A 24,139-nucleotide genomic window follows, 5' to 3' on the forward strand; every position below is an offset into this window, starting at 1 on the left:
TCCTGAGGCGGCAGACCGTAGTCTGCCAATACCCTCAGGGTAGAGGGTTGAGGCTGATGTGGCGAGAGGACAGATTATCAGGGACACACACGGTCAATGTAGGCGCTGGCGAAGGCTCGGGCCGCGTTCGGACGATCTTTTGACCTTAGAGCCCCTCCAAGGCGATTTGCGTGACGGGCAACGAATGGCCTGATGGGGCTTGACCTATTACGGCAACGTCCTTCAATCCTTCGGGACCTCTCCTACATTTTCCCCTCTGCGATTTTGTTAGCGTTCGTGTCATTACAGCTGGATGACTCGATTCAGGTGTGAGAGTCCTTAGCCATCGCAGAAGGAACAATGGATGTTCAACGCTAATCCGCAAAGCCGTTTCAGCCTGACGATCGACGACTTCATGCACGACGTTCAAGTCCTCTCGTTCACCGGCAAGGAGTTCATCAGCCAGCCTTACGCCTTCATTGTCGAACTGGTCAGCGAGCGCCCCAGGCTGGAGCTCGAAAGCCTGATGTATAAACACGCCTTTTTGGCGTTCGACGAAAACGGTGCAGGTATTCATGGACAGATTCACAGTTTTGCCCAAGGCGACTCAGTCAATCGCCTGGCCCGATACCGCCTGACCCTGGTGCCACAGCTGGCTTATCTGGCATATCGCACTAACCAGCGCATGTTCCAGCAACTGGCTGTCCCGCAGATCATCGCGCGGATACTGGAAGAGCACGGGATCCTTGGCGATGCCTACCAGTTTCAACTGGGCTCGCCCTGCCCTGCGCGTGACTACTGCGTGCAATACGAGGAGTCCGACCTGGACTTCATTCAGCGCCTCTGCCAGGAGGAAGGCCTGCATTATCACTTCCGGCACAGCCGCGATCAGCATGTGCTGGTGTTTGGCGACGATCAGACCGTGTTCCCCCGGCTCGACCAACCAACGCCCTATAAACAAGACAGCGGCATGGTCGCCGAGGGGCCCGTGATCAATCGGTTTGAAGTGCAGCTGGCGGCTCGCCCCAGCCACGTCACGCGCCGCGATTATGACTTCGAAAAGGCCCGCATGCTACTCGAGTCCGGCTATCGCCCCGACGCCGACAAGGTTCAACCGGATCTGGAGGACTACGCTTATCCTGGCCGCTTTATCCACCGTGAGCGTGGCAAGCTCCTCAGTCGGCGCGCCCTGGAACGCCACCGTGCCGACTACCGTCTGGCTTGCGGCAACAGTGATCAGGCCGCTCTGGCCTCCGGGCACTTTCTGCCACTGTCCGAACATCCACTCGAGGAGTGGAACGACCTCTGGTTGCTGACCGAGGTTCATCACGAAGGCTGGCAACCGCAGGCCCTTGAAAGCGATATGACCAGCACCGCCGCTGACGGAGATGGTTTTCAGGGCTATCGCAACCGATTCGTCGCCACGCCCTGGGATGTGTTCTACCGCCCGCCACTGACGCACAAAAAACCGCGAATCCCGGGCACCCAGACCGCCGTGGTCACCGGCCCCAAGGGCGAAGAGATCCACTGCGATCAGTACGGTCGGGTCAAGGTGCAGTTTCACTGGGATCGCGAAGGTCGCTACGACGATAAAAGCAGCTGTTGGTTGCGGGTGCTCACCAGTTGGGCCGGTAATGCCCATGGCAGTGTCACCATCCCGCGGGTCGGGATGGAAGTGCAGGTCAGCTTTCAGGACGGCGACCCCGATCAGCCGGTGATCAGCGGCTGCCTGGCCAACAGCGCCAACCCGGTGCCCTATGAACTGCCGGAGCACAAAACCCGTAGCGTGTTCCGCTCCCGCAGTTCGCCGGACAGCAGCGGCTTCAATGAACTGCATCTGGAAGACCGCATCGGTCGGGAGTTGATCTACCTGCGTGCCCAGCGCGACATGGAGCAGAAGGTCGAAAACGACAGTCGGCTGGAAGTGGGCAATGAACGTCGGGAAACCATCAAGGGCCACAGCATCACGGTGCTGGAGGCCGAAGAACAGCGCACGGTCACGGCGGATCGAAAAGTCCAGCTCAAGGCCAACGACTATCTGAATGTCGCCAGCAGCAGCCACACCCGTATCGGGCAAACCCTTGTGATCGAAGCCGGTTGGGATGTACATATCAAGGCCGGTGGCAATCTGGTGCTGGATGCAGGGGGGAGCATTACCTTGAAGGCCGGCGATCAACACTTCGTGCTTGGCCACGGCGCAATCTTCGGCAGCAGCGAGATGGCAATCGGTGGCGCGCCGGTTGCCGGGACAGCCGCGTCGCCATTGCTGCCCGGCGTGCTGGACGCCTTGTCGGCGCCAGCGCAACTGCCGCCAATCATTGCGCCCTCGCAGAGCACGCTCATGGCCGCCAGCAAAACCATGGGTTCAGATTTCTGTCCCCTCTGCGAAGCCTGTCGAGCGGGCCTCTGTCTGACGCAAGGAGCCGCCGCATGACCCACTCACTACCTCGTCAATGGATGAGCGAACAACGACGCCTTGGGCACTCCCTCTGCCTCGTTCTGGACTCAGCCGATGAACACGAAATGCGCCGTTCCTTGTTGAAGACCCTCCCATTCGATCAGTACCTGAGCGTGTACCGCGAAACCCCGGTGGCTGAACTGGCCGACGTCGGGCCGTTCATCTTTATCCTCGATAATCCTGACGACCCACGCCTCCATGAATTGCTCAAGGTGCCGGAGCGCAACTGGGGCTGGTTTGCCAGCCTTCAACACGGTGACCTGCTCGCGCTGGCCAAGCATTGGCGCGAACGCCTGATGATTGGCGCCCGGCCCCAGCAGGCGCTGTACCGCTTTCACGACAACCGCGTATTGGCCCGCGCCGTCGAGTATTTACCCGTCGAGGCCTACCCGGCCTATCTCGGGCCGGCAATCAGCGTGTGTTACTGGCAAGGGGAGCGTTGGGCCAGTACTGACAATCCCGCTCCCGGTGCGTGTCCAGTGCCTGATGAACCGCTGTGGCTGCAGATGCCTGTGCCCAAACTCCAGGCCACGGAGGCTCGTCTGGCCAATGCTCATCGCCATCTGCTGGCAGAACATGTTGAGGCCTACGCCAGGCTCGCCGAACAACAGGATCACGAGGCGTGGTTGAGCAGCCTATTGGCCTTGGCTGACGCGTGGGGATGGTCGGCACCGGAGCAGTTGGCGTTTCTGCTGACTCAGAGCTTGAAAGCGCCAGCCTATACACTGCCCGTGCACTGGCAAGTGCGCCCTGATGAGAACCCGATCGAACACTTCGAGCGGGTGTCTCAGGCAACGGCATTTTGGCAAGGAGACGCCCCGCTATGAAACGCATGCTACACACCGCAAGTCTGGGCTGCGGCCTCGCTTTAACGGCAGGCTGCGCCACCGGCCAGCCGAACACGTTTACCTTTACCGCCGATCTACCGCCCGATTTTGCTTACGTTGCAGCGGTTTACTACGTGCCCGCGAAAGGTGAAACCTGCTCCGTCGAATCGAGGGACAACAAAGCGCCGGTTTTCAATGACAAGTGGAGAACGGAATACAAGCCTGATGCCGAAATAGCCATTCGCAGAACCCGCAATGGCTGCCCGTTGGTGATCAGGCGCATCAAACTGGAAATCAACGCTACCTACGGCAAAACCCGGCGAGATTTTGGAGGGGACACTGCCGTGGTCGCCATTCGCGATGAGCTGGAGGAGCAGTACAAAGGCACCTTCAGCGAAGCGGGCGAAAGCACCTTCTATGGGCAATGCCAATGGCTGTTTCGCACCATGGGGGTAACGCGACGCATTGTAAAAATCCTCGACTGCAAAAAAACCGATGCACTGGGTGAGCCGGGTCGTGGTCGCCCGTTCTCGGCCTACACCCTCGATCAGCTACCGGGTAAAACCGTAAAAATGGCGATCAAGTTGGCGGATGAGGAAAGGCCCGGCTGGGGAGATACCTGGGTCAAGGTACCCAATGGCTGGAAACGCTGCATGGGCAAAGGTTTTGAAGATCAACGTGCTTACTGCAATGGCGATTACACAGATTTCAGCACCTTCAAAATGCCGGATGGCCGCACCTGCACCATTTACCCTGGCTGCACGGAATAAGGACATTACCCAATGACAACGTTGAATTCGCAGGTGAAGTCGCGGTTTAAAATCCCTGCCTTGGGTTGTTGCCTCGCTTTAACCGCAGGCTGCGCCACCGGTCAGCCGAACACGTTCACCTTTACCGCTGATTTACCGCCCGATTTTGCCTATCAGGCCATCGCCGTGTATGAGCCGGCCAAAGGGGAAACTTGCAGCGTGCCGGGCGGGAGAAACACGGAAGTGGGGTTCAACTTGAAGTGGCGTGAATCCTACACACCCAATTCTGAAATCGCCCTTCGCAGAACGGTCAGCGGCTGCCCCTTGGTGATCAGGCGCATCAAGCTGGAGATAAACGCCACCTACGGCAAAACCCGGCGAGATTTTGGAGGGGACGACGCCGTGGTCGCCATTCGCGATGAGCTGGAGGAACAGTACAAGGGCACCTTCAACGAAGCGGGCGAAAGTACCTTCCATGGGCAATGCCAATGGCTGTTCCGCACCTCAGGCAAGCCCCGCATCCTCAGAAAAATCCTCGACTGCAAAGAAACCGATGCACAGGGCGAGCCGGCGCGTGGTCGCCCGTTCTCGGCCTACACCCTGGATCAACTACCGGGAAAAACCGTGAAGATGACGATCAAGTTGGCGGATGAGGAAAGGCCCGGCTGGGGAGATACCTGGGTCAAGGTACCCAATGGCTGGAAACGCTGCATGGGCAAAGGTTTTGAAGATCAACGTGCTTACTGCAATGGCAATCACACAGATTTCAGCGGTTTTCAAATGCCGGATGGGCAGAAGTGCACCATTTACCCTGGCTGTACAGAATAAGGAAATGACGAAATGACACTAATGGATAAAGAACTGAACTCACCCTTAAGCAGTCGCGTGCTTGCCTGCCCCGTGCAAGGTAAGTGGACCAGCTTTCAGTTGGTGGATGAACTCGGCTCAGGTGAACCCTATGCCGGATTAGCCTATGAAGTCACCGATTCAGAAGGGCAAAAGTACACTGGCCGGTTGGATGCCACAGGCAATGGCAAGGTGGATAACCACTTTGCAGGCCCCATTGCGCTCACCCTTGATCAGATGTACCAAGGGACAGAGGAACTCTATAAAGACCTACAGACAAGACCGCATTACCCGCTCAAGATCACCGAACTTCAAGTCCGCGCTGAACAAACCCGCTACCTGAACAACAACGCCACCCGCACGAAAGACAACCCCGCACAAGCCTGCGCTGATGAGTACTATCAGGTGGAAGTACGCCATCTGGTCGAGTATGTCGCGCATTTGCCTCCTGAGGTTTATCGCCATTACCCCGTCAGTTCAGGGCCGGCGAAAATCATGGGTAAACATGGCCAGCTCGGCGTTGCCCTCATGCCGCAAAAACACACGGTGCTGGAAGTCCGCCCACTACGGGCCTTGCGCCCCATGTTGTCCACCGGCTCCGAATTCTGCGCGCTCAACCTCTACCAACTCGCGCTGATGGCGACCTTGAGTTATTGCCCGTTTGGTCAGCAGCCTGAAGACCAACCTGTTAAAACCAAGACCGTGAGTTTTCCCCTGCAACCGAGCGTAGGTAACTGGTTCGGGGATGCATTGGCCAAGTTCGATGAACTGTGGAGGGTCGACTCCACGCAAACCAACGCCTATTACCCGTTGTATGAAGAGGTGCCGTATTCCAAGCGGCTGGAGATTGTGCCGTTCGATCCCACTCTCTATCCGGTCAACGATCCAAAACTGCGTGAAGATCAGGAACACCCCGCCAAGATCCACTTCCTCGACGATAGAAAGCTTGGGGTAGAAGCCACCGACACCCAGGCGTTCATTACCCACAACGACGAACTGATCCTGATTTCAGTGCGTGGCACTTATGAACTCGTCGCGGATGGCCTGCGCGATGCCGATGCGTTTCAAGTGCCATTTGAAGACACCGACAGCAAGGTACACCGTGGTTTTTATGAGGCCGCGCAAAAAGCCTACGGCTTCGCTGTGAAATATCTCGACAAGTTCTATGCCGGACAAAAGCTGCTGATTTGCGGCCACAGCTTGGGTGGCGCAGTAGCGTTGTTACTCTCTGAGATGTTGCGTCGCAGTCCTGAAGGCTACGACATCCAGCTCTACACCTACGGCGCGCCCCGCGCCGGTGACGCCAATTTCGCCAAAGGTGCCGCCCCACTGGTGCATTACCGCATGGTGAACCACAACGACCCGGTGCCGAGCGTGCCCGGCACCTGGATGAACACCAAGGCGAAGGTGTTCGGCTCGGGGCTGGCCTTAACCTTCGTCAACGTACCGCTCGGCCTCTCGGTGTTCGTCGCGGGGATCACCAACTGGACGGGAGAACCCTACGAACACCACGGCACCTTGCGTCACTTCATGCCGGTGGAGTTTGGCCGCAAGGCACAGTCCTCGATCCTCTGGGAGCCCGGCTGCGACACCATTACCCAGCACGCCGCGTGCAGCGTGGCGCTCCAGCAAAAAAACGGCCTGCCGGATCGGCCGGGGTTACTGACGCAAGTATTCAGCGCCGGCAACCACTTGATGGCCGGCGGGTACATTCCGGCATGCTGGGCCACCCTGCGGCGTTGGCAAGAAGCCCAGGAGTCCAGGCGTTCCCTGGTGACCGAGCGGGAGTTTGAATGGATAGAAAGCGCACTGATAGGAATCACCCAGCAGTTGCGTGACAAGTGCCGTGATTTACTGGCGCGTCCCGATGCGTATGTACGAGCCCACGAACAGGCGATAGGTGCAATCAATCGTGAGGTCGACAAGGTACACACCACCCGCACTCGCCTGGCCACTCTGCGTTACATGAGCGTTAGCCAGAAAGATGTGTATGGACAGTTATCGGAGCAACCTGAACGACTGGCAGACAACCTGCCCCGCTGGCAGGCACACCCGCAGAATCAGGTCGTTGAACAACTGGCCATGGCGCCATCAAGCGGCAGTGACAGCACACAGACCGCTTCGATCTACGGCCACACCATTGGTGCACCGCATACACTGGATATCGATTCGATTGTCTAACTGAAGCGACACTGGACGAGATGGACGACCCGGTGAAGATTACCGGGCCGAAGTATTTGGCATTGATGAGTAAAAGATCGCAGCCTGCGGCAGCTCCAGGGGCTGCAATCAGCCCTGTGCCTTGGCCTCGGCCAGCTGGGTCCAGAGCGCCGGGGCACCGGCAGACTTGGCGATCACTTCAAGGCGCGCAACGTGCTCGGCCAGGTCCGCTTCACTGGCGCGAATGACCCGCGTCGGCTGGCGATCGGCGGGCAAACGACGGATCTCGCTCGCCCGATTGCCCGAACCCTCGCCCGAACCATTGCCGTCAGACGCGTTACCCGCCAGCGACAGACTGGTCTGACCGCCGGTCATGGTCAGGTAAACGTCGGCGAGAATCTCGGAGTCGAGCAAGGCGCCGTGCAGTTCACGGCCGGAGTTGTCGACGCCATAGCGTTTGCACAAGGCATCGAGGCTGTTGCGCTGGCCGGGGTGACGCTCACGGGCCATCATCAAGGTGTCGAGGATCGAGCAATGCTGGGTGATATCCGCTCGATCCTGCTGACCCATCAGCGCAAATTCGTTGTTGATGAAGCCAACGTCGAACGCCGCGTTATGGATGATCAGCTGCGCGCCCTTGATGAACTCGAAAAATTCATCGGCCACTTCAGCGAAGCGCGGCTTGCCCACCAGAAACTCGTTGGTGATGCCGTGGACGCCAATCGCGCCCTCGTCACTTTCCCGGTCTGGTTGCAAGTAAACGTGGAAATGCCGGCCCGTCAGGCGTCGACCGATCAACTCGACGCAACCGATCTCGATAATCCGGTGGCCGTCGGTCACCGGCATGCCGGTGGTTTCGGTGTCGAGCACCACCATCCTCTGAGCCATCTTCTTTCAACCCCTCTTCGTGCCGTTTTGCATAAGGCGGCGATGTTAACACAGAGCTTGAAAGTGCCAGCGACAGCCGACAGGACAACTGTCGGCTGCGGACGGCCGGGACTCAGCCCTGATCACCGCCGCCGACCGGCATCACCAGCCCAGTGATATAAGCTGCATCGTCAGAGGCCAGAAACAGGATCGCCCCGACCTGCTCGTCAATCGTGCCATAGCGTTTCATCAGGCTGCTGTCGACGGTTTGATCGACAATCTGCTGATACCAGACCTTCTCCTGTGGACTTTGCTCGGCACTGTTGCGCGGGATCCGCCGTGGCGGCGCTTCGGTGCCGCCCGGCGCGGTGGCGTTGACCCGCACGCCCCGCTCGGCGGTTTCAAACGCCAGGCACGTGGTGAGCGCATTGACCCCGCCCTTGGCCGCGCCGTAAGGCACGCGATTGACACCGCGCGTGGCAATCGATGAGACGTTGACGATGGCGCCGCTGCCCTGCTCCAGCATGAACGGCAACGCGGCATGGCAGCACCACAGGGTCGGAAACAGCGAACGCCGGACTTCAGCTTCGATCTGCCGTTCTTCGTAGTGCTCGTAAGGCTTGGCCCAGATGGTGCCGCCGACGTTGTTGACCAACACATCCAGACGGCCAAAACGCTCGATGGCCGCCGTCATCACGCGATGGCACTCGGCGTACTGTTCGAGGTCGGCAGTGAGGGTCAGCACCTCGCAGGTCTGCCCCAATTGTTCTTGCAGCTCAAACACCAGCTCGGAACGGTCGACCAGAATCAACTGCGCACCTTCGGCGGCCATGCGCTCGGCGACGCGACGACCAATCCCTTGGGCCGCGCCGGTAATCAGCACGACTTTCTCATGGAATCTGTTCATCAAACCCTCCCGCTTGCGCAGCACTTGCAGCGAACTTTTCGTAGTAGAAGTTTTTCGGCGCGATGCCCTGCTCGCGGATGAACTGGCTGACTGCCTCAACCATCGGCGGCGGGCCGCAGAGGTAGACGTCGACATCGCCGTCGTTCAAGTGCCTGGGTTCGATGTGTTGAGTCACGTAGCCCTTGAGCGGGTGCGCGCTTTGCGGGTTGGCCACGCAGGTGCTGAAACTGAAATTCGGGATCCGCGCAGCCAAGGCTTGCAGTCGGTCCAGTTCCACCAGGTCAAAATCGTGGGTCACGCCGTAGATCAAGTGCAACGGATGCTCACTGCCCTGATCGGCAATTTTCTCCAGCATGGCGGTGAATGGCGCCAGGCCGGTGCCACCCGCCAACAGCAGCAACGGACGCTGAATATCGCGCAGGTAAAAACTGCCCAACGGTCCCGCCAGGCTCATGCTGTCGCCGGCCTTGGCGATGCCGGTGAGGAAGCTGCTCATCAGCCCGCCCGGTACAGTGCGGATCAGGAAACTGACTTCACCGTCGCGTTGCAACGAGCTGAACGAATAGGCACGGGTCTGCTCGCTGCCGGGAACACCCAGGTTGACATACTGCCCCGGCAGGAACGCCAGTTTGCTCAGGGCGTCGCCCTTGATCGAGAGCGCAATCGTGCTGTCCGACAGCTGACGCACCTGACTGATCGCCGCGCTGTAGCGGGTTTGTTGGGTGCGGCAGACGTCCGAGGATGCCGGCACGCGCACCACGCAGTCGCTGAGGGCGCGCATCTGGCAGGTCAGCACAAAACCCTGTTCGGCCTCCTCGCCGCTGAGGGCGTCTTCGATGTACTCCTCGCCCAGATCGTAATGCCCGGCTTCGGCGAAGCATTTGCAAGTGCCGCAGGCGCCGTCGCGGCAGTCCAGCGGGATGTTGATGCCTTGGCGGTAGGCAGCGTCGGCCACGGTTTCGCCGGGATTGGCGTCAACGAATCGGGTGACACCGTCTTCAAAATTGAGTGCGATGGAATGAGTCATGACGGCCGCCTCACAGGTGGTAAACATCGATCACCTGACGAACGTAGTCGTTCTTCAGGATCACTTTCTTGGCCTTGATCAGCGGGCTGTCGCCACGCACGTCAAGGGTGTAGAAACTGCTGCCGAAATAGCTGTCGACGGTCTTGTAGCGAAAGCTCAGGGTGTGCCAGTTAAAGCGCACCTTGCACAGCCCATCGGCCTGTTCGAGCAGTTCGATGTTGCTGATGTTGTGCGAGGTCCGGGTGTCCGGCACGCTGGCGCTGGAGCGCTCGGTCTTGATCCGGAAAATGCGGTCTTCCAGGCCCGTGCGGTTGCCGTACCAGATCAGTGAAATTTCCCGTTGCGGGTCCTCGGTCAGCTCGTCGTTATCGTCCCAGGACGGCATCCAGAAGCTCGCGTCCGCGGCATACAGCTCCAGCCAGTTGTCCCATTCCTTGTCGTCGAGGTAGCGCGCTTCGCGGTAGATAAAATCGCACACGGCGTCGTAAGTGATGCTCATGACAACGCCTCCACCTTGATCAAGACCGACAGCTCTTCGCTCAACGCCTTGAGCATGGTTTCCTGCCAGTACTTGTGTTGCAGCACGAACAGGCCTTCGTCTTCGGTGCGCACGCCACTGAGCAACGGATGCAGATCAATCTCTTTGGCCGCCTCGTCGGCACCTTCAACCCAGTGCGCGGCGCCACGGGACATGTCGTTCCAGGCGGTGGTGCTGCCCTGATAGCCCATCTGGCAGGAGCGGAATTCTTCGAGGTCGTCCGGGGTCGCCATGCCGCTGACATTGAAGAAATCCTCGTACTGACGAATCCGGCTCGAACGTGCACTGTCGCTTTCGCCTTTGGGAGCGATGCAGTAGATGGTGATTTCGGTGCGGTTGACCGAGATCGGCCGGGCGATGCGGATCTGTGAACTGAACTGATCCATCAGGTACACGTTGGGGTACAGGCACAGGTTGCGCGAATTCTCGATCATCCAGTCGGCGCGAGCCTGACCGACATCCTTGGCCAGCTCATCGCGGCGCTCGTACAGCGGCCGGTCTTCAGGGTTCGACCAACGGGTCCAGAGCAGCATGTGGCCTTTGTCGAAGGAGTAGAACCCGCCGCCCTGCTTGGCCCAGGTGCCGGCGCTCATGGTTGGGTGCTCGTCACCGCATTCGCGCTGCTTGCGCTGGTTCTGGGTGGCTGCATAGTTCCAGTGCACGGAGCTGACGTGATAGCCATCGGCGCCATTCTCGGCGGTGAGTTTCCAGTTGCCTTCGTAGATGTAGCTACTTGATCCGCGCAGTACTTCAAGGCCATCGGCGGACTGGTCGACGATCATGTCGATGATCTTCGCCGACTCGCCCAGATGCTCGACCAGCGGCACCACGTCGGCCTTGAGGCTGCCGAACAGGAAGCCACGATAGGATTCGAACCGCGCGACGTTGGTCAGGTCGTGGGAGCCTTCGCAGTTGAAGCTCGCCGGGTAGCCGGCCGACGCTGGATCCTTGACCTTGAGCAGCTTGCCGGAGTTGTTGAACGTCCAGCCATGAAACGGGCAGGTGTAGGTAGACTTGTTGCCGGTCTTGTGTCGGCAGAGCATCGCGCCACGGTGGCTGCAGGCGTTGATGAATGCGTTGAGCTCGCCGTCCTTGTTGCGCGCGATGAAGATCGACTGACGGCCCATGGTGGTGGTGTAGAAATCGTTTTTGTTCGGAATCTGGCTCTCGTGGGCGAGGTACAGCCAGTTGCCTTCGAAGATGTGTTGCATCTCGAGATCGAACAACCGTGGGTCGGTAAACATCTCCCGCTTGCAGCGGTAGAGGCCCTGGTCTTTGTTTTCTTCAAGCAGGGAGTGAAGGTATTCGGGTCGCAGGGACATGGCCGCCGCCTCCATTGTTTTTATTCAGGCAGGCTCATGCTAGGGCGGCTGATGCAGGGACAATATCCGCTGGGTGCAGACCTTTATCCGTTTTGTGCAAAACGCACATAACCCTGCGGGGGCGCGTACACGGTCGGCGTAGGCGCTGGCGAAGCCTGCGATCTTTGGCGGTTTCCAGGCCGTCGAAGATCAAAAGATCGCAGCCTGCGGCAGCTCCTACGGGGGCAACGTACGCCCGTTAAAACAGGGGGCACACGGTCGGTATCAGTGCCGGCGCTTGAGGGTGTCCGACGGCAATTCGCCGAACTGCTTACGGTAGCTTTCGGAGAATCGTCCCAGATGCAAAAAGCCATAATCCATGGCCAGCTCGGTCACGTTGCGCACTGTGCAGGTCGGGTCGCTCAGGCAAGCGTTGACCCGCTCGAGCTTTTTCTGCCGGATGTAGTTTTTCGGGGTGGTGGCCGCATTGCGCTCGAACAACCCATACAGCGAACGCAGGCTCATTTGTGCCTGACGCGCCAGTTCTTCGCTGCAGATGTCCTGCTTGAGGTTGCGTTCGATGTAGTCGGCGATCAACTCGAAGTTCGCTGAACGCGAACCGAGGCTGAGGCGCCTGACATTGGTTTTCATCAAGCTGAGCATCTTGCTCACGACAATTTGCGTGTAATGCTCCTGAATACGCGGCATGCGCTCGCTTGCTTCAGCTTCCTGGCAGACCATGCCCAGCAAGTTGACGAAGCCTTCGAGTTCATCCAGTTGGTAGCGGTTCTCCAGAAACCGCACGCCCTGCCCCGGGTGTAACCAGCGTTGCTCCTGGCACACTGACTCCAGCAGGCTGGTGGGCATTTTCACGATGAATTTTTCGCAGTCGTCGGAGTACGTCAGGTCCACCGGATCGTCCGGGTTGATCAACAGCAGCTCACCGGGAGCAAAGTAGTGTTCCTGCCGATGACCGCGCCACAGACAGTTTCCGCGTAATAGCACTTGCAGGTGGTAGATGGTTTCCAGCGCCGGCGAGGTCACCCGCACGCTGCCGCCATAGCTGATACGGCACAGGTCGAGGCTGGCGAATTTACTGTGATTGAGACTGGCCTGAGGGCTGCTGCTCCTGGACAAACGGATGCAATGGTTGCCGACGTGCTGATTGACGTAGCCCGACACTGCATAAGGGTCGGCCTGTTCAAACACTCTGCTGCGCTCACCCAATAGATGCGCTTGCATAACCGCTCACTCTCATTGTAATTATCGGCTGCGGTATCGGTGCTGTTGGCCACGCACCCCAGCAAATCGGGCCTGGCCATTCTATGCAAGTCGCCGCAAAGCGGAAGGCCACGAAATCAACGGTCAGTTATCTCGTGGCCCGGGCCAACGCTGCTGATCAGTTCTCCAGCGCGCGCACTCGCTCGTGACGGTGTTGCTCTTCTGGCTGCGCCGACGACTGCAGGGTGAAATCGAATTCGATCTCGGCAAAACGCCCACTGACGCCATGCTCACGTGCACGCTGCTGATCATCACTGAAGGTGATTTTGGCGATCAACTCGTCACGGGTAGCGTAGGCGAAATCGTCATGCAGATACTTGTCACCGTCCAGGTTGATCTGGGTGGTCAGGTGACGGTGATCGTCAGCCGAGATGAAGAAGTGGATGTGCGCCGGACGCTGGCCATGGCGACCCAATTGATCAAGCAGCTGTTGGGTCGGACCGTCTGGTGGGCAACCGTAGCCCGACGGCACGATGCTGCGAAAACGGTAGCGACCTTCGGCGTCGGTGACGATCCGGCGACGCAGATTGAACTCCGACTGGCTGCCATCGAAGTACGAATAAGTGCCACCCGTGTTGGCGTGCCAGACATCCACCACGGCGCCTGCCAATGGCTGGCCATTGGTGTCCTTGACCTGGCCCTGCATGAACAGCACCACGCCCGGATCGACGCCGTCGTCCAGCCGTGCTTCGCTGTTGGACAGCGGTGCGCCAGCCACGTACAGCGGGCCTTCGATGGTACGAGGGGTGCCACCGGTTTTACCGGTCTGCGCGTCTTCGGCATCCATCAGCAGGTCCAGATAGTGTTCCAGACCCAAGCCTGCAACCAGCAGGCCAGCCTCTTGCCGCGCACCCAATTCGTTCAGGTAGTTGACGGCTTTCCAGAACTCTTCCGGGGTCACTTCAAGGTCTTCGATGATGTTCACCGAATCACGCAGGATGCGATAGATCAGCGCTTTGGCGCGCGGGTTACCACCATCGTTGAGCAGACCACTGGCGTCTTCAAGGAACTTCTGGGCGCTGGCAGTGTGGGAAATCTTGGCATTCATGATTAATCCTCATCTTGTATTTATTAGAGTACAGAGCTGGCAAACAACGGCTCAGCGATCATCCTCATGAATAGAGGAAGGATGCCTGCACATCGCATTCACTTCGATAGCCATGTAGGGATAAAGCGGCAGTTGCATTAGCAGGTCGTGCAGTTCCTGCACACTGTCGACATCGAACACGCTGTAATTGGCGTAGAGCCCGGCGATGCGCCACAGATGGCGCCACTTGCCCTGCTGTTGCAGGCGCTGGGCCAGGGACTTTTCGTCGAACTTGAGCTGGGCGGCGCGCTCTGGGTCCATGTCGACCGGCAGGTTCACGGTCATTTTTACGTGAAATAACATGCGGTTCTCCTCAGGCGGGATGAATGGCAGTGGAGGTTTTGTCGCGGCGGAAAAACGCCAGACGCTCTTCGTCCAGGCTCAGGCCAAGGCCGGGTGCCTGCGAAACATGCAAATGGAAATCGCGGTAAACCGGCGGCTCGCTGAGGATGTCTTCTGTCAGCAACAGCGGGCCGAACAGCTCGGTATCCCAGCTCAGTTTGTTCAGCGTGAGAAAGGCATGGGCCGAGGCCAGCGTGCCAATCCCGCCTTCAAGCATGGTGCCGCCGTACAGGCCAATACCTGCCGCTTCGGCAATCGCTGCGGTACGCAACACTGCGCGGGGGCCGCCGTTCTTGGCGATTTTCAGTGCGAACACCGAAGCCGCGCCTTCGCGCGCCAGATTGAACGCATCTTCCACACACTCGATCGATTCATCGGCCATGATCGGCGCGGGGCTCATCGCGTTGAGGCGCACCATGCCGCAACGGTTATTGCGCGAAATCGGTTGTTCGATCAGGTCGATGCCATTGCCACCGAGAATCCGGCAAGCCCGTAGCGCCACCGCTTCGTCCCAGGCCTGGTTGACGTCGACGCGCACACTGGCACGGTCGCCCAAGGCTTTTTTGATCGCAATGACATGAGCCAGATCGCGGTCGACTTCGCCGGCACCGATCTTCAACTTGAAGATCCGGTGGCGGCGCAGGTCGAGCATTTGCTCGGCTTCGGCGATGTCCTTGGCGGTATCGCCGCTGGCCAGCGTCCAGGCCACCGGCAACGAGTCACGTACACGGCCACCGAGTAACTCGCTGACCGGCAGCCCAAGGCGCTTGCCGTGGGCATCGAGCAAAGCGGTTTCGATACCGGATTTGGCAAAGGTATTGCCGCGAATGCTGCGCTCCAGGCGCAACATCGCCGCGTTGATGTTGCACCCGTCCTGCCCTAGCAGCAGTGGCGCAAAGTGTTTGTCGATGTTGGTCTTGATGCTGTCCGGGCTTTCATTGCCGTAGGCCAGGCCACCGATGGTGGTCGATTCGCCGATGCCTTCGATGCCGTCTTTGCTGCGCACGCGGATGATCACCAGCGTCTGATTCTGCAGGGTGTGCATCGCCAGCTTGTGCGGGCGGATAGTCGGTAGATCGACGATGATCGTCTCGATCGATTCAATGGCAGAAGAAAGCATGTCGATACCCGTCAGGTTCTTGAAGTTCTGTGACGGATTCTCGTACGGCTTTTTTCAGGGTTCCAATATAGAATTGGTCTGGGTCGATACCTTAAAGGTATTCACCATCCTCGACTGTGGAGAGCTCATGGAACTGCGTCATCTGCGTTACTTTCAGGTGCTGGGCCAAACCTTGAACTTCACCCGCGCCGCCGAACGCCTGCACATCGCTCAGCCACCGTTGAGCCGGCAGATTCAGCAACTGGAAGATGAACTCGGGGTGGTGTTGCTGGAACGTGGACGACCTCTGCGTCTGACCGAAGCCGGACGGTTTTTCCTTGAACACTCCAGCGCCCTGCTTGAGCAACTGAGCAAGGTCTGCGACAACACCCGACGTATCGGCTTGGGCGAGAAGACCTGGCTGGGTATCGGTTTCGCCCCTTCGACCCTTTATGGGGTGTTGCCGGAACTGATCCGGCGCCTGCGCAGTAATGAGCCGCTGGAGCTGGAGCTGGGCTTGTCGGAAATGACCACGTTGCAACAAGTGCAAGCGCTCAAGGCTGGACGTATCGATGTCGGCTTCGGGCGGATCCGCATCGATGACCCGGCAATCATTCAAACCGTATTGAATGAAGACCGTCTGGTGGCGGCCCTGCCCGCCGGGCATCCGCTGCTGGCCGGCCCCATCAGCCTCACCGAGTTGGCCGATGAGCCGTTTGTGCTCTACCCTGGCAATCCCCGCCCCAGCTATGCCGACCATGTGATCGCGCTGTTCGAGTCCTACGGTGTGAGCATCAAGGTCGCGCAATGGACCAACGAACTGCAAACCGCCATTGGCCTGGTGGGCGCCGGTATCGGCGTCACGCTGGTGCCGGCCTCGGTGCAGTTGCTGCATCGCGACGACATCGGTTTCACCCCGGTATTGGAAACCAATGCCACGTCGCCGATCATCCTGAGTCGACGTGTCGGCGATGTATCACCGGGGTTGAGTCATTGCCTGAAATTGATCGAAGCGTTACGCCTGCGCGATCCGAAATGACCGCCTTTAGAATCAAAAGATCGTCCGAACGCGGCCCGAACCTTCGGCAGCGCCTACGGGGACGCATTCCAGCGTAGGCGCTGGCGTAGCCTGCGATCTTTGCAGGTAGATCAGTCCTGCTTGTAACCCCGAACGTCGTCAACGCCACGGTTGGCCAACTGGTCGGCGCGTTCGTTGCCGGGATGCCCGATATGGCCGCGCACCCATTTCCAGGTGACGTTGTGGCGATTGACCTGCTCATCGAGCAGCTTCCACAGGTCAGCGTTTTTCACCGGTTCTTTCGCCGCGGTTTTCCAGCCGCGCTTCTTCCAGTTGACCATCCATTCGTTGATGCCTTTCATCACGTATTGTGAGTCGGTGACCAGCAACACGTCGCAGGAACGCTTGAGCTCTTCGAGGCCACGAATCGCGCCCATCAGCTCCATGCGGTTGTTGGTGGTATTGGCTTCGCCGCCCCAGAGTTCCTTTTCAACGCCCTTGCACACCAGCAGTGCGCCCCAGCCGCCAGGGCCAGGGTTGCCCTTGCAGGCGCCGTCGGTGAAGAGTTCTACGCTATCGCTCATGCCAACCTATCCAGAAAATGTCTGTGGCTTGCCGATCAATGATCAACAACGCCCGAGGCCGGGCAAGCCCGGCCGACCAATATAATAATTAAGAGAAAGAGTGTTTTACGGTTCCAGATGACGACGATTGACCTTGGCCATCGGCAGCGGGATCAATTTGCCCATAGGCTCGCGGCGCACCTGGCGGACCGGTCGCAAGCCAACGACGATCTTGCGCGCCACCAATAGATAGAAGCCGCCACCGGACAGCTGCCAGTCACCGGCCTTGCGTTCCCAGCCGGCCAGGCGGGCTTGCCATGCCGGGGACGCAAGCGGCGGACGATAGCACCCGAAGCGGCGTTTCTCCAGCGCAAACCCCAGCAGGTTGAGCCAGTCGGCGACCCGCGACGGCGAAATGCAGCGCGCCTTGCGCAGGGCGTCGTGGGCAAACACGTGCCGCAGTCCCCAACTGCTCCAGGGGTTGATCCCGACAATCAACAGGTGCCCGCCGGGACGCACCGCGCTGGCGGCTTCACGCAGCAGGCCATGAGGCGACAGGCAGAAATCCAGCCCATGTTGCATCACCACCACGTCGGCAGCGTGCTCACTGATCGGCCAGGCCTGTTCTTCACAGACAATTTCCACCCCCGGCAACGGCGCTCCCAGACGGACATTACGTTGCACCTGCCTCGCCGCCGGGGGTGTTTCGGCCGAAGGACCGTAATGCACCAGATACCCGCCAAAGAAACGCCCCAACTCGTCTTCGAGCATCTGGCGTTCTTCATTCAGCAAAAATTGCCCGATGGGACCTGACAGCCACTCGCGGGCGGCACTGATCAATGCCAGCCAGTCAGGATCAGCCTGAGCGAACGCTTTATCGGTCATTGCATTCTCCAACTCGCCAAGAAGCTCTAAGATGCACCAATGTTTTCCGCTTGGCGAATCTCGCGATGATACAGATCAGTGCCCTTCCCGCCTTCACCGACAACTACATCTGGTTGTTACAGGATCACCACAACCAGCGTTGCGCCGTGGTCGATCCGGGTGATGCCGCACCCGTGCAGGCCTGGTTGACCATGCACCCGGGGTGGCGGCTCAGCGACATTCTGATCACTCATCACCACCATGATCACGTCGGCGGTGTCGAGCAACTCAAAAAAGCGACGGGCGCCACCGTCTACGGCCCGGCGAGCGAAAACATCCCTGGACGGGACGTGGCCCTGAACGATAACGACCGCGTCAGCGTACTCGGTTGGGAGTTCGATGTGTTCGCGGTGCCCGGCCACACGCTGGGCCATATCGCTTATTACCATCAAGGCTTGCTGTTTTGTGGCGACACCCTGTTCGCTGCCGGTTGCGGGCGTTTGTTTGAAGGCACACCGGAGCAAATGCACCACTCCCTCAGCCGTCTGGCCGCACTGCCCGAAGACACACGGGTGTACTGCACCCACGAGTACACCCTGAGCAATCTGCGCTTTGCCGCGGCTGTCGAGCCGAATAACCCGGAGATTGCCGAACGACTCAAGAAGGTTTCCCAGTTACGCGAGGCCGGACACATGTCCCTGCCGTCGACCCTGGCGCTGGAGAAGCTCACCAACCCTTTTTTGCGTACCGGCGAAACATCTGTTAAAGAAAAAGCAGACGAACGGAATGGCCAGGATAACCGGGCTCCGAGTGAGGTTTTTGCGGCCCTGAGGACTTGGAAAGATACGTTCTAGACGGGGCTACTATAGGTCCAAAAATTCTGAATGGTTGACCGCACCCCGTGCGCTTTCTAGAATCGCCCGACATTTTTGCCCGGAACTAACTTCCAGCCAATGTCGTCAACTATTCGTAAATCCATCAAATCAGACGCATTGACCCGCTTGGCTCAAGCCATCGCGGTGGCTGTGTCCGCCACCTTGGCGGGCTGCCAAAGCACCAGTCATGTGCCGCAAACCGACGCGGCACATACGCTTTCCACCCGGACCAAGCAAAAACCTATCTGGCTCAGCGAAAAGCCATCGCCGCTAGCCGCGCAGGATGTCTGGGAGCGGATGCGCCAAGGCTTCCAGTTGCAGGACGGGCTCGGCGTCAACCCGCGCATCGAGCAACAGCGCCTGTGGTTCGCCAGCAATCCATCGTTTCTTCAAGGCGCCAGCGAACGCGGCAGCCTGTACATCCATTACATCGTCGAACGCCTCGAAGAACGCAACATGCCGCTGGAGCTGGCACTGCTGCCAGTGATCGAAAGCGCCTACAACCCGATGGCCTACTCGCGCTCCGATGCGGTCGGTCTGTGGCAGTTCATCCCGTCCACCGGGCGTTACTTCAACCTGCGTCAAACCCGCTTCTACGACGGTCGTCGCGACATTACCGCGTCGACCATCGCGGCGATGGATTACCTGACCCGCCTGCACGACATGTTCAACGGTGACTGGCTGCTGGCCCTGGCGGCCTACAACGCCGGCGAAGGCACGGTCAGCCGGGCCATCGAGCGTAACGAAAAACTCGGCCTGCCCACCGACTACTGGAACCTGCCGCTGCCGGCAGAAACCCAAGCGTATGTGCCCAAGCTGCTGGCCTTGTCGCAAGTGGTTCTGTCGCCAGAAGCCTATGGCGTGAACCTCAACCCGATCGCCAACCGCCCCTACTTCGAAGTTGTCGAAATCAACCAGCGCATGGACCTGTCCAAGGTTGCCGAAGTGGCCAACATCGACGAAGACGAACTGTTTCAGCTCAACCCGGCCTTCAAGCAACGCACCACCGTCGACGGTCCCCAACACTTGCTGGTGCCGACGTCCAAAGCGCAGTTGCTGACCGCCAGTCTGTCAACCATGAAACCCGAAGAGTTGATCAGCAAGCGTTCGCTCAAACCGGTGTTCGAAGGTGCTGACGACGGTGAGCTGGCAAAACTCAAGCGCAGCTATCGGGTCAAGCGCGGCGATAGCCTGACGCAGATCGCCAAGGCCAACAAGGTCGAGGTCAAGGACCTGCAACACTGGAACAAGCTGAACGGCAGGGACCTCAAGGTTGGCCAGACCCTGGTGATGCGAGACACCAGCAAGCGCAGCACACGCACCAGCACGGTGGTTGCGGCCAACAACAAGAAGCAGACCCAATACAAGGTCAAGCAAGGCGACTCGCTGTACATGGTCGCCAAGCGCTTCAACGTTGAGATGCAACACCTCAAGCGCTGGAACCCACGTGTTGGCCAGGCCCTCAAACCTGGGCAGATGCTGACCGTTTCTTCCCCGCGTTAAAAAAGAAAAGATCGCAGCCTGCGGCAGCTCCTACAGGACGTGTGCTCGGCGTAGGAGCTGCCGCAGGCTGCGATCTTTTTTTGTAGCTCTACGCGGCTTTCCGCCCCTACCTTTTTCCTGTGCATACAAGCTGTTACTGTACGGTCCACAAGCCCAAGCCGCCTGGACCGGATCTCTGCCTTGATACGCCCCCTCCTGCTCCTAATCAGTCTGGCACTGAGCTTTCCCGCAAGCGCAACGATCAGCGAAAGCCATGGTTATGCGCAGTTCGGCACACTCAAGTACCCGGCCAGATTCACCCACTTTGACTGGGTCAATCCGCAAGCGCCCAAGGGCGGTACGTTGCGGGTCATGGCGTTTGGCACCTTCGATACGCTCAACCCCTACACCTTCAAGGGCACCAGCCCGGTCGCGACCCCGAACTTTCTGCAGTACGGCATCAACGAGCTGAACGAACCGTTGATGGTCGGTACCGGCCAATACGCGCCGTCCGGCGATGAACCCGCCTCCAGTTACGGGTTGATCGCCCAGTCTGTCGAATACAGCGAAGACCGCAGCTGGGTAGTGTTCAACCTGCGCCCGGAAGCGCGTTTTCACGACGGTACGCCGATCACGGCCTACGACGTCGCGTTTTCCTATCGCTTGCTGCTCAAGGAAGGTCATCCGCAATACCGCACCAACCTTCAGGAAGTGCAGCGGGTCGACATCCTCAATCCACAACGCATCCGCTTCGTGTTCAAGCGTGCCGGTAATCCGTTGCTGATCCAGCGCCTGGGCGAGTTGCCAGTGTTGCCGCAGCACTACTGGGAAGGTCGCGACTTCAAGGCCACCACCTTCGAACCACCGCTGGGCAGTGGCCCCTATCGCATCACCGAGGTTCAGCCGGGTCGGCAGTTGGTGTTTGAACGGGTCAAGGATTACTGGGGCAAGGACCTGCCGGTCAATCGCGGCAAGTACAACTATGATCGCGTTGAAGTCGAGTTTTATCGCGACAGCGACGTGGCGTTCGAGGCATTCAAGGCCGGCGAGTTCGACATCTACATCGAGCACCAGGCCAAGAACTGGGCCAATGGCTACAACTTCCCGGCCGTGCGGCGTGGCGATGTGATCAAGGCGCAGATCAACCACCAGATTCCGACCCAGACCCAAGGCCTGTTCATGAACACCCGGCGCGGTACCTTTGCCGACGACAAGGTGCGTGAAGCCCTGGGCTTGATGTTTGACTTCGAATGGACCAACCGCACCCTGTTCAGCGATGCCTACAAACGGGCCATGAGTTACTACCCCAACAGCGAGTTCACCGCCTCAGGCTTACCGGTCGGTCATGAATGGCTGATGCTCTCGCCTTACCGCGATCAGCTCCCTGCCAGGCTGTTCACCGAGCCCTTCAGCCTGCCGCAGACCGACGGCCGCGGCATCCCCCGGCAAACCCTGCGCCGGGCGCTGGGTTTGCTCGCCGAGGCTGGCTGGAAGCTCAATGGTCAGCGCCTGCAGAATGCAGCCGGACAGCCGCTGCGGTTCGAGATCCTGCTGGTCAATCCGAACCTGGAGCGCATTCTCCAGCCCTACGCCGAGAACCTCGCCAGTATCGGCATTGACGCGCACCTGCGCACCGTCGACCGAGCCCAATACAAACAGCGTCTGGACCAGTTCGATTTCGACATGATCCTGATGACCCTCGACCAAACTCTCAGCCCCGGACTTGAGCAGTGGCAGTACTTCCACTCGAGCCAGGCCTCGGTCAAGGGCAGCAAGAATTACGCGGGCGTTGCCAACCCGGTGGTCGATCATCTGCTGGAACAGCTGCTCGCGGCAAAATCCCGTGACGAGCAACTGGCGGCCGGTAAAGCGCTGGACCGGGTACTGCTGTGGCAGCACTACAGCATCCCCAATTGGTATATCGATTATCATCGCCTGGCGTACCGCAACCGGTTCGCCTTCGTCACCACGCCGCCCTACACCCTGGGACTGAATGCGTGGTGGCTGAAGACTTCGGAGAAAGCCCAATGATGTGTTTGCGTACCCTGCTGGGTCTGGTCTTTGCGGGACTTGCCTGCACGGCCCACGCTGCCCCGCAGCACGCCTTGACCCTGTACAACGAGCCGCCGAAATACCCGTCCGACTTCAAGCATTTCGACTACGTGAACCCGGACGCGCCCAAAGGCGGGGTCTTCCGCCAGGCCGGCTCCGGTGGCTTCGACAGCCTCAACCCGTTCATCAGCAAGGGCGTGCCGGCCGATGACATTGGCCTGATCTACGACACCCTGGCGAAACAGGGGCTGGATGAGCCGTTTACCGAGTATGGCTTGATCGCCGGCAAAATCGAAAAAGCGCCGGACAACAGCTGGGTGCGTTTCTACCTGCGCCCCGAAGCGCGTTTTCATGACGGCCATCCGGTGCGTGCCGAAGACGTGGTGTTCAGCTTCCAGACCCTGATGAAAAGCGGCTCGCCGCTCTATCGCGGTTACTACAGCGACGTCGACAACGTGATCGCCGAAGACCCGTTGCGGGTGCTGTTCACGTTCAAGCACACCAGCAACCGCGAGCTGCCGCTGATCCTCGGACAACTGGCGGTACTGCCCAAGCACTGGTGGGAAAGCCGCGACTTCAGCAAGGGCAATCTGGAAATTCCACTGGGTAGCGGCCCGTACAGGGTCAGTGAGGTCAAGGCTGGACGCTCGATCCGCTATGAGCGGGTCAAGGACTACTGGGCTAAGGACCTGCCGGTCAATCGAGGCTTTTACAACTTCGACACCATGATCACCGACTACTACCGCGACAACACCGTCGCGCTGGAAGCGCTGAAGGCCGGGCAGTTCGATTACTGGCTGGAGATGAGCGCAAAAAACTGGGCCAACGCCTACAACACGCCGTCCGTCACCGAGGGTCGCCTGATCAAGGAGCAGATCCCTAACGGCAACCCCACCGGCATGCAGGGCTTTGTCTTCAACCTGCGCCGCCCGGTGTTCCAGGATGTGCGTGTGCGCCAGGCCCTGAGCCTGTTGCTGGACTTCGAATGGACCAACAAGCAGCTGTTCAACGGTGCCTACGCGCGCACCCGAAGCTACTTCGAAAACTCGGAAATGGCCGCCACCGGCCTGCCGGATCAGGATCAACTGGCGATCCTCGATCCGTTCCGGGGCAAAATCCCCGATCAGGTGTTCAGCGAAGCGTTCCAGAACGCCTTCAGTGACGGCAGCGGAATGATCCGCGCCCAACAGCGCAAGGCCTATCAACTGTTGCAGGAAGCCGGCTGGCGGATCGTCGACGACAAGATGGTCGACACCACCGGCAAACCGGTAAGCATCGAATTCCTGCTGGCGCAGACCGAGTTCGAGCGGGTGCTGTTGCCGTTCAAACGCAACATGAGTGACCTGGGGATTGACCTGGTGATTCGTCGGGTCGACGTGTCGCAGTACATCAACCGCGTGCGCTCGCGCGACTTCGACATGGTGGTTGGCAGCTTCCCGCAGTCCAGCTCACCGGGTAACGAACAGCGCGAGTTCTGGAAGTCCGAAAGCGCCGACAAACCCGGCAGCCGCAACTACATGGGCCTGAAAGACCCGGTAGTCGATCAACTGGTCGAAGCGCTGATCAACGCCGACTCACGCAAAAGTCTGATAGCTCATACACGGGCGCTCGACAGGCTGTTGCAATGGGGCTATTACGTGATCCCCAACTGGCACATCAAGACCTGGCGCGTGGCTTACTGGAATCACATTGGCCACCCGAACGTCTCACCGACCAATGACGTGGGTATATCCACCTGGTGGATCAAGCCCGGTGCAAAACCTGCGACCGAAGTGCAGACCAAAGAGCAAGCCGACCCTGCGGGCATGGAGCAATAA

The 24,139-nt window shown here is 59.3% G+C and carries 21 protein-coding genes; 10 read left to right on the top strand and 11 right to left on the bottom strand.

What is annotated here, in order from left to right:
* Positions 1-343 precede the first annotated feature (343 nt).
* The 5 genes from BLL42_RS01065 to BLL42_RS01085 are packed head-to-tail and all read left to right on the top strand — an operon-like array spanning position 344 to position 7,040.
* On the top strand, positions 344-2,413 hold the full coding sequence (locus BLL42_RS01065; protein WP_071550358.1) for a type VI secretion system Vgr family protein: 2,070 nt from the start codon (positions 344-346) through the stop codon (positions 2,411-2,413).
* Entirely contained in the window at positions 2,410-3,264 is an 855-nt protein-coding gene (locus BLL42_RS01070; protein WP_071550359.1) for a DUF4123 domain-containing protein, read from the top strand. Before BLL42_RS01065 ends, BLL42_RS01070 begins: the two co-directional genes overlap by 4 nt.
* Entirely contained in the window at positions 3,261-4,034 is a 774-nt protein-coding gene (locus tag BLL42_RS01075; RefSeq protein ID WP_071550360.1) for a hypothetical protein, read from the top strand. Before BLL42_RS01070 ends, BLL42_RS01075 begins: the two co-directional genes overlap by 4 nt.
* Positions 4,035-4,046: 12 nt before the next feature.
* On the top strand, positions 4,047-4,841 hold the full coding sequence (locus tag BLL42_RS01080) for a hypothetical protein (protein WP_071550362.1): 795 nt from the start codon (positions 4,047-4,049) through the stop codon (positions 4,839-4,841).
* 12 nt (positions 4,842-4,853) lie between these two features.
* Positions 4,854-7,040 (top strand): lipase family protein, encoded by a 2,187-nt coding sequence (locus tag BLL42_RS01085; protein ID WP_071550363.1) that lies wholly within the window; start codon positions 4,854-4,856, stop codon positions 7,038-7,040.
* A gap of 108 nt (positions 7,041-7,148) precedes the next feature.
* Here BLL42_RS01085 and dnaQ read toward each other — a convergent pair whose 3' ends face one another.
* The 9 genes from dnaQ to BLL42_RS01130 form a co-directional block, all read right to left on the bottom strand.
* Positions 7,149-7,907, bottom strand: coding sequence for a DNA polymerase III subunit epsilon (gene dnaQ, locus BLL42_RS01090; RefSeq protein ID WP_071550365.1), 759 nt, complete (start codon positions 7,905-7,907; stop codon positions 7,149-7,151).
* A gap of 112 nt (positions 7,908-8,019) precedes the next feature.
* Positions 8,020-8,793 carry a 1,6-dihydroxycyclohexa-2,4-diene-1-carboxylate dehydrogenase gene (locus BLL42_RS01095; protein ID WP_071550367.1) on the bottom strand — a complete coding sequence of 258 codons (774 nt, stop codon included), beginning with the start codon at positions 8,791-8,793 and terminating at the stop codon, positions 8,020-8,022.
* Entirely contained in the window at positions 8,777-9,820 is a 1,044-nt protein-coding gene (benC, locus tag BLL42_RS01100) for a benzoate 1,2-dioxygenase electron transfer component BenC (RefSeq protein WP_071555663.1), read from the bottom strand. The genes BLL42_RS01095 and benC overlap by 17 nt, the downstream gene beginning before the upstream one ends.
* A 10-nt stretch (positions 9,821-9,830) precedes the next feature.
* On the bottom strand, positions 9,831-10,319 hold the full coding sequence (benB, locus tag BLL42_RS01105; RefSeq protein ID WP_071550369.1) for a benzoate 1,2-dioxygenase small subunit: 489 nt from the start codon (positions 10,317-10,319) through the stop codon (positions 9,831-9,833).
* The gene (benA, locus tag BLL42_RS01110; RefSeq protein ID WP_071550371.1) at positions 10,316-11,680 is read right to left on the bottom strand and encodes a benzoate 1,2-dioxygenase large subunit; all 1,365 of its coding nucleotides are present in this window, start codon (positions 11,678-11,680) and stop codon (positions 10,316-10,318) included. The genes benB and benA overlap by 4 nt, the downstream gene beginning before the upstream one ends.
* Before the next feature lie 264 nt (positions 11,681-11,944).
* A complete protein-coding gene (locus tag BLL42_RS01115; RefSeq protein WP_071550373.1) occupies positions 11,945-12,901 on the bottom strand; it encodes an AraC family transcriptional regulator in 957 nt (318 codons plus the stop codon).
* A 157-nt stretch (positions 12,902-13,058) separates the two neighbouring features.
* Positions 13,059-13,988 (bottom strand): catechol 1,2-dioxygenase, encoded by a 930-nt coding sequence (gene catA, locus BLL42_RS01120; RefSeq protein ID WP_071550375.1) that lies wholly within the window; start codon positions 13,986-13,988, stop codon positions 13,059-13,061.
* A 51-nt stretch (positions 13,989-14,039) separates the two neighbouring features.
* Complete coding sequence (gene catC, locus BLL42_RS01125) at positions 14,040-14,330, bottom strand: muconolactone Delta-isomerase (protein ID WP_071550377.1); 291 nt, start codon at positions 14,328-14,330, stop codon at positions 14,040-14,042.
* A gap of 10 nt (positions 14,331-14,340) precedes the next feature.
* A complete protein-coding gene (locus BLL42_RS01130; protein WP_167368521.1) occupies positions 14,341-15,489 on the bottom strand; it encodes a muconate cycloisomerase family protein in 1,149 nt (382 codons plus the stop codon).
* A 127-nt stretch (positions 15,490-15,616) separates the two neighbouring features.
* Between BLL42_RS01130 and BLL42_RS01135 the strand changes: the two genes are divergently transcribed.
* On the top strand, positions 15,617-16,507 hold the full coding sequence (locus tag BLL42_RS01135) for a LysR family transcriptional regulator (RefSeq protein WP_071550381.1): 891 nt from the start codon (positions 15,617-15,619) through the stop codon (positions 16,505-16,507).
* A gap of 110 nt (positions 16,508-16,617) precedes the next feature.
* On the opposite strand, the gene rnhA is transcribed toward BLL42_RS01135, so the two are convergent.
* Both rnhA and BLL42_RS01145 read right to left on the bottom strand, forming a co-directional pair.
* Positions 16,618-17,070, bottom strand: coding sequence for a ribonuclease HI (rnhA, locus tag BLL42_RS01140; protein ID WP_071550383.1), 453 nt, complete (start codon positions 17,068-17,070; stop codon positions 16,618-16,620).
* Between the two features lie 105 nt (positions 17,071-17,175).
* A complete protein-coding gene (locus BLL42_RS01145; protein ID WP_071550385.1) occupies positions 17,176-17,934 on the bottom strand; it encodes a class I SAM-dependent methyltransferase in 759 nt (252 codons plus the stop codon).
* 65 nt (positions 17,935-17,999) lie between these two features.
* Between BLL42_RS01145 and gloB the strand changes: the two genes are divergently transcribed.
* From gloB to BLL42_RS01165, 4 genes are all read left to right on the top strand, one after another.
* Positions 18,000-18,767 carry a hydroxyacylglutathione hydrolase gene (gloB, locus tag BLL42_RS01150; protein ID WP_071550387.1) on the top strand — a complete coding sequence of 256 codons (768 nt, stop codon included), beginning with the start codon at positions 18,000-18,002 and terminating at the stop codon, positions 18,765-18,767.
* Between the two features lie 99 nt (positions 18,768-18,866).
* Positions 18,867-20,291 (top strand): transglycosylase SLT domain-containing protein, encoded by a 1,425-nt coding sequence (locus BLL42_RS01155; RefSeq protein WP_071550389.1) that lies wholly within the window; start codon positions 18,867-18,869, stop codon positions 20,289-20,291.
* Between the two features lie 180 nt (positions 20,292-20,471).
* On the top strand, positions 20,472-22,301 hold the full coding sequence (locus tag BLL42_RS01160; RefSeq protein ID WP_174553321.1) for an extracellular solute-binding protein: 1,830 nt from the start codon (positions 20,472-20,474) through the stop codon (positions 22,299-22,301).
* Complete coding sequence (locus tag BLL42_RS01165) at positions 22,298-24,139, top strand: extracellular solute-binding protein (protein ID WP_071550391.1); 1,842 nt, start codon at positions 22,298-22,300, stop codon at positions 24,137-24,139. The genes BLL42_RS01160 and BLL42_RS01165 overlap by 4 nt, the downstream gene beginning before the upstream one ends.

This window comes from Pseudomonas frederiksbergensis, assembly GCF_001874645.1.
Taxonomy (GTDB): Bacteria; Pseudomonadota; Gammaproteobacteria; order Pseudomonadales; family Pseudomonadaceae; genus Aquipseudomonas; species Aquipseudomonas frederiksbergensis_B.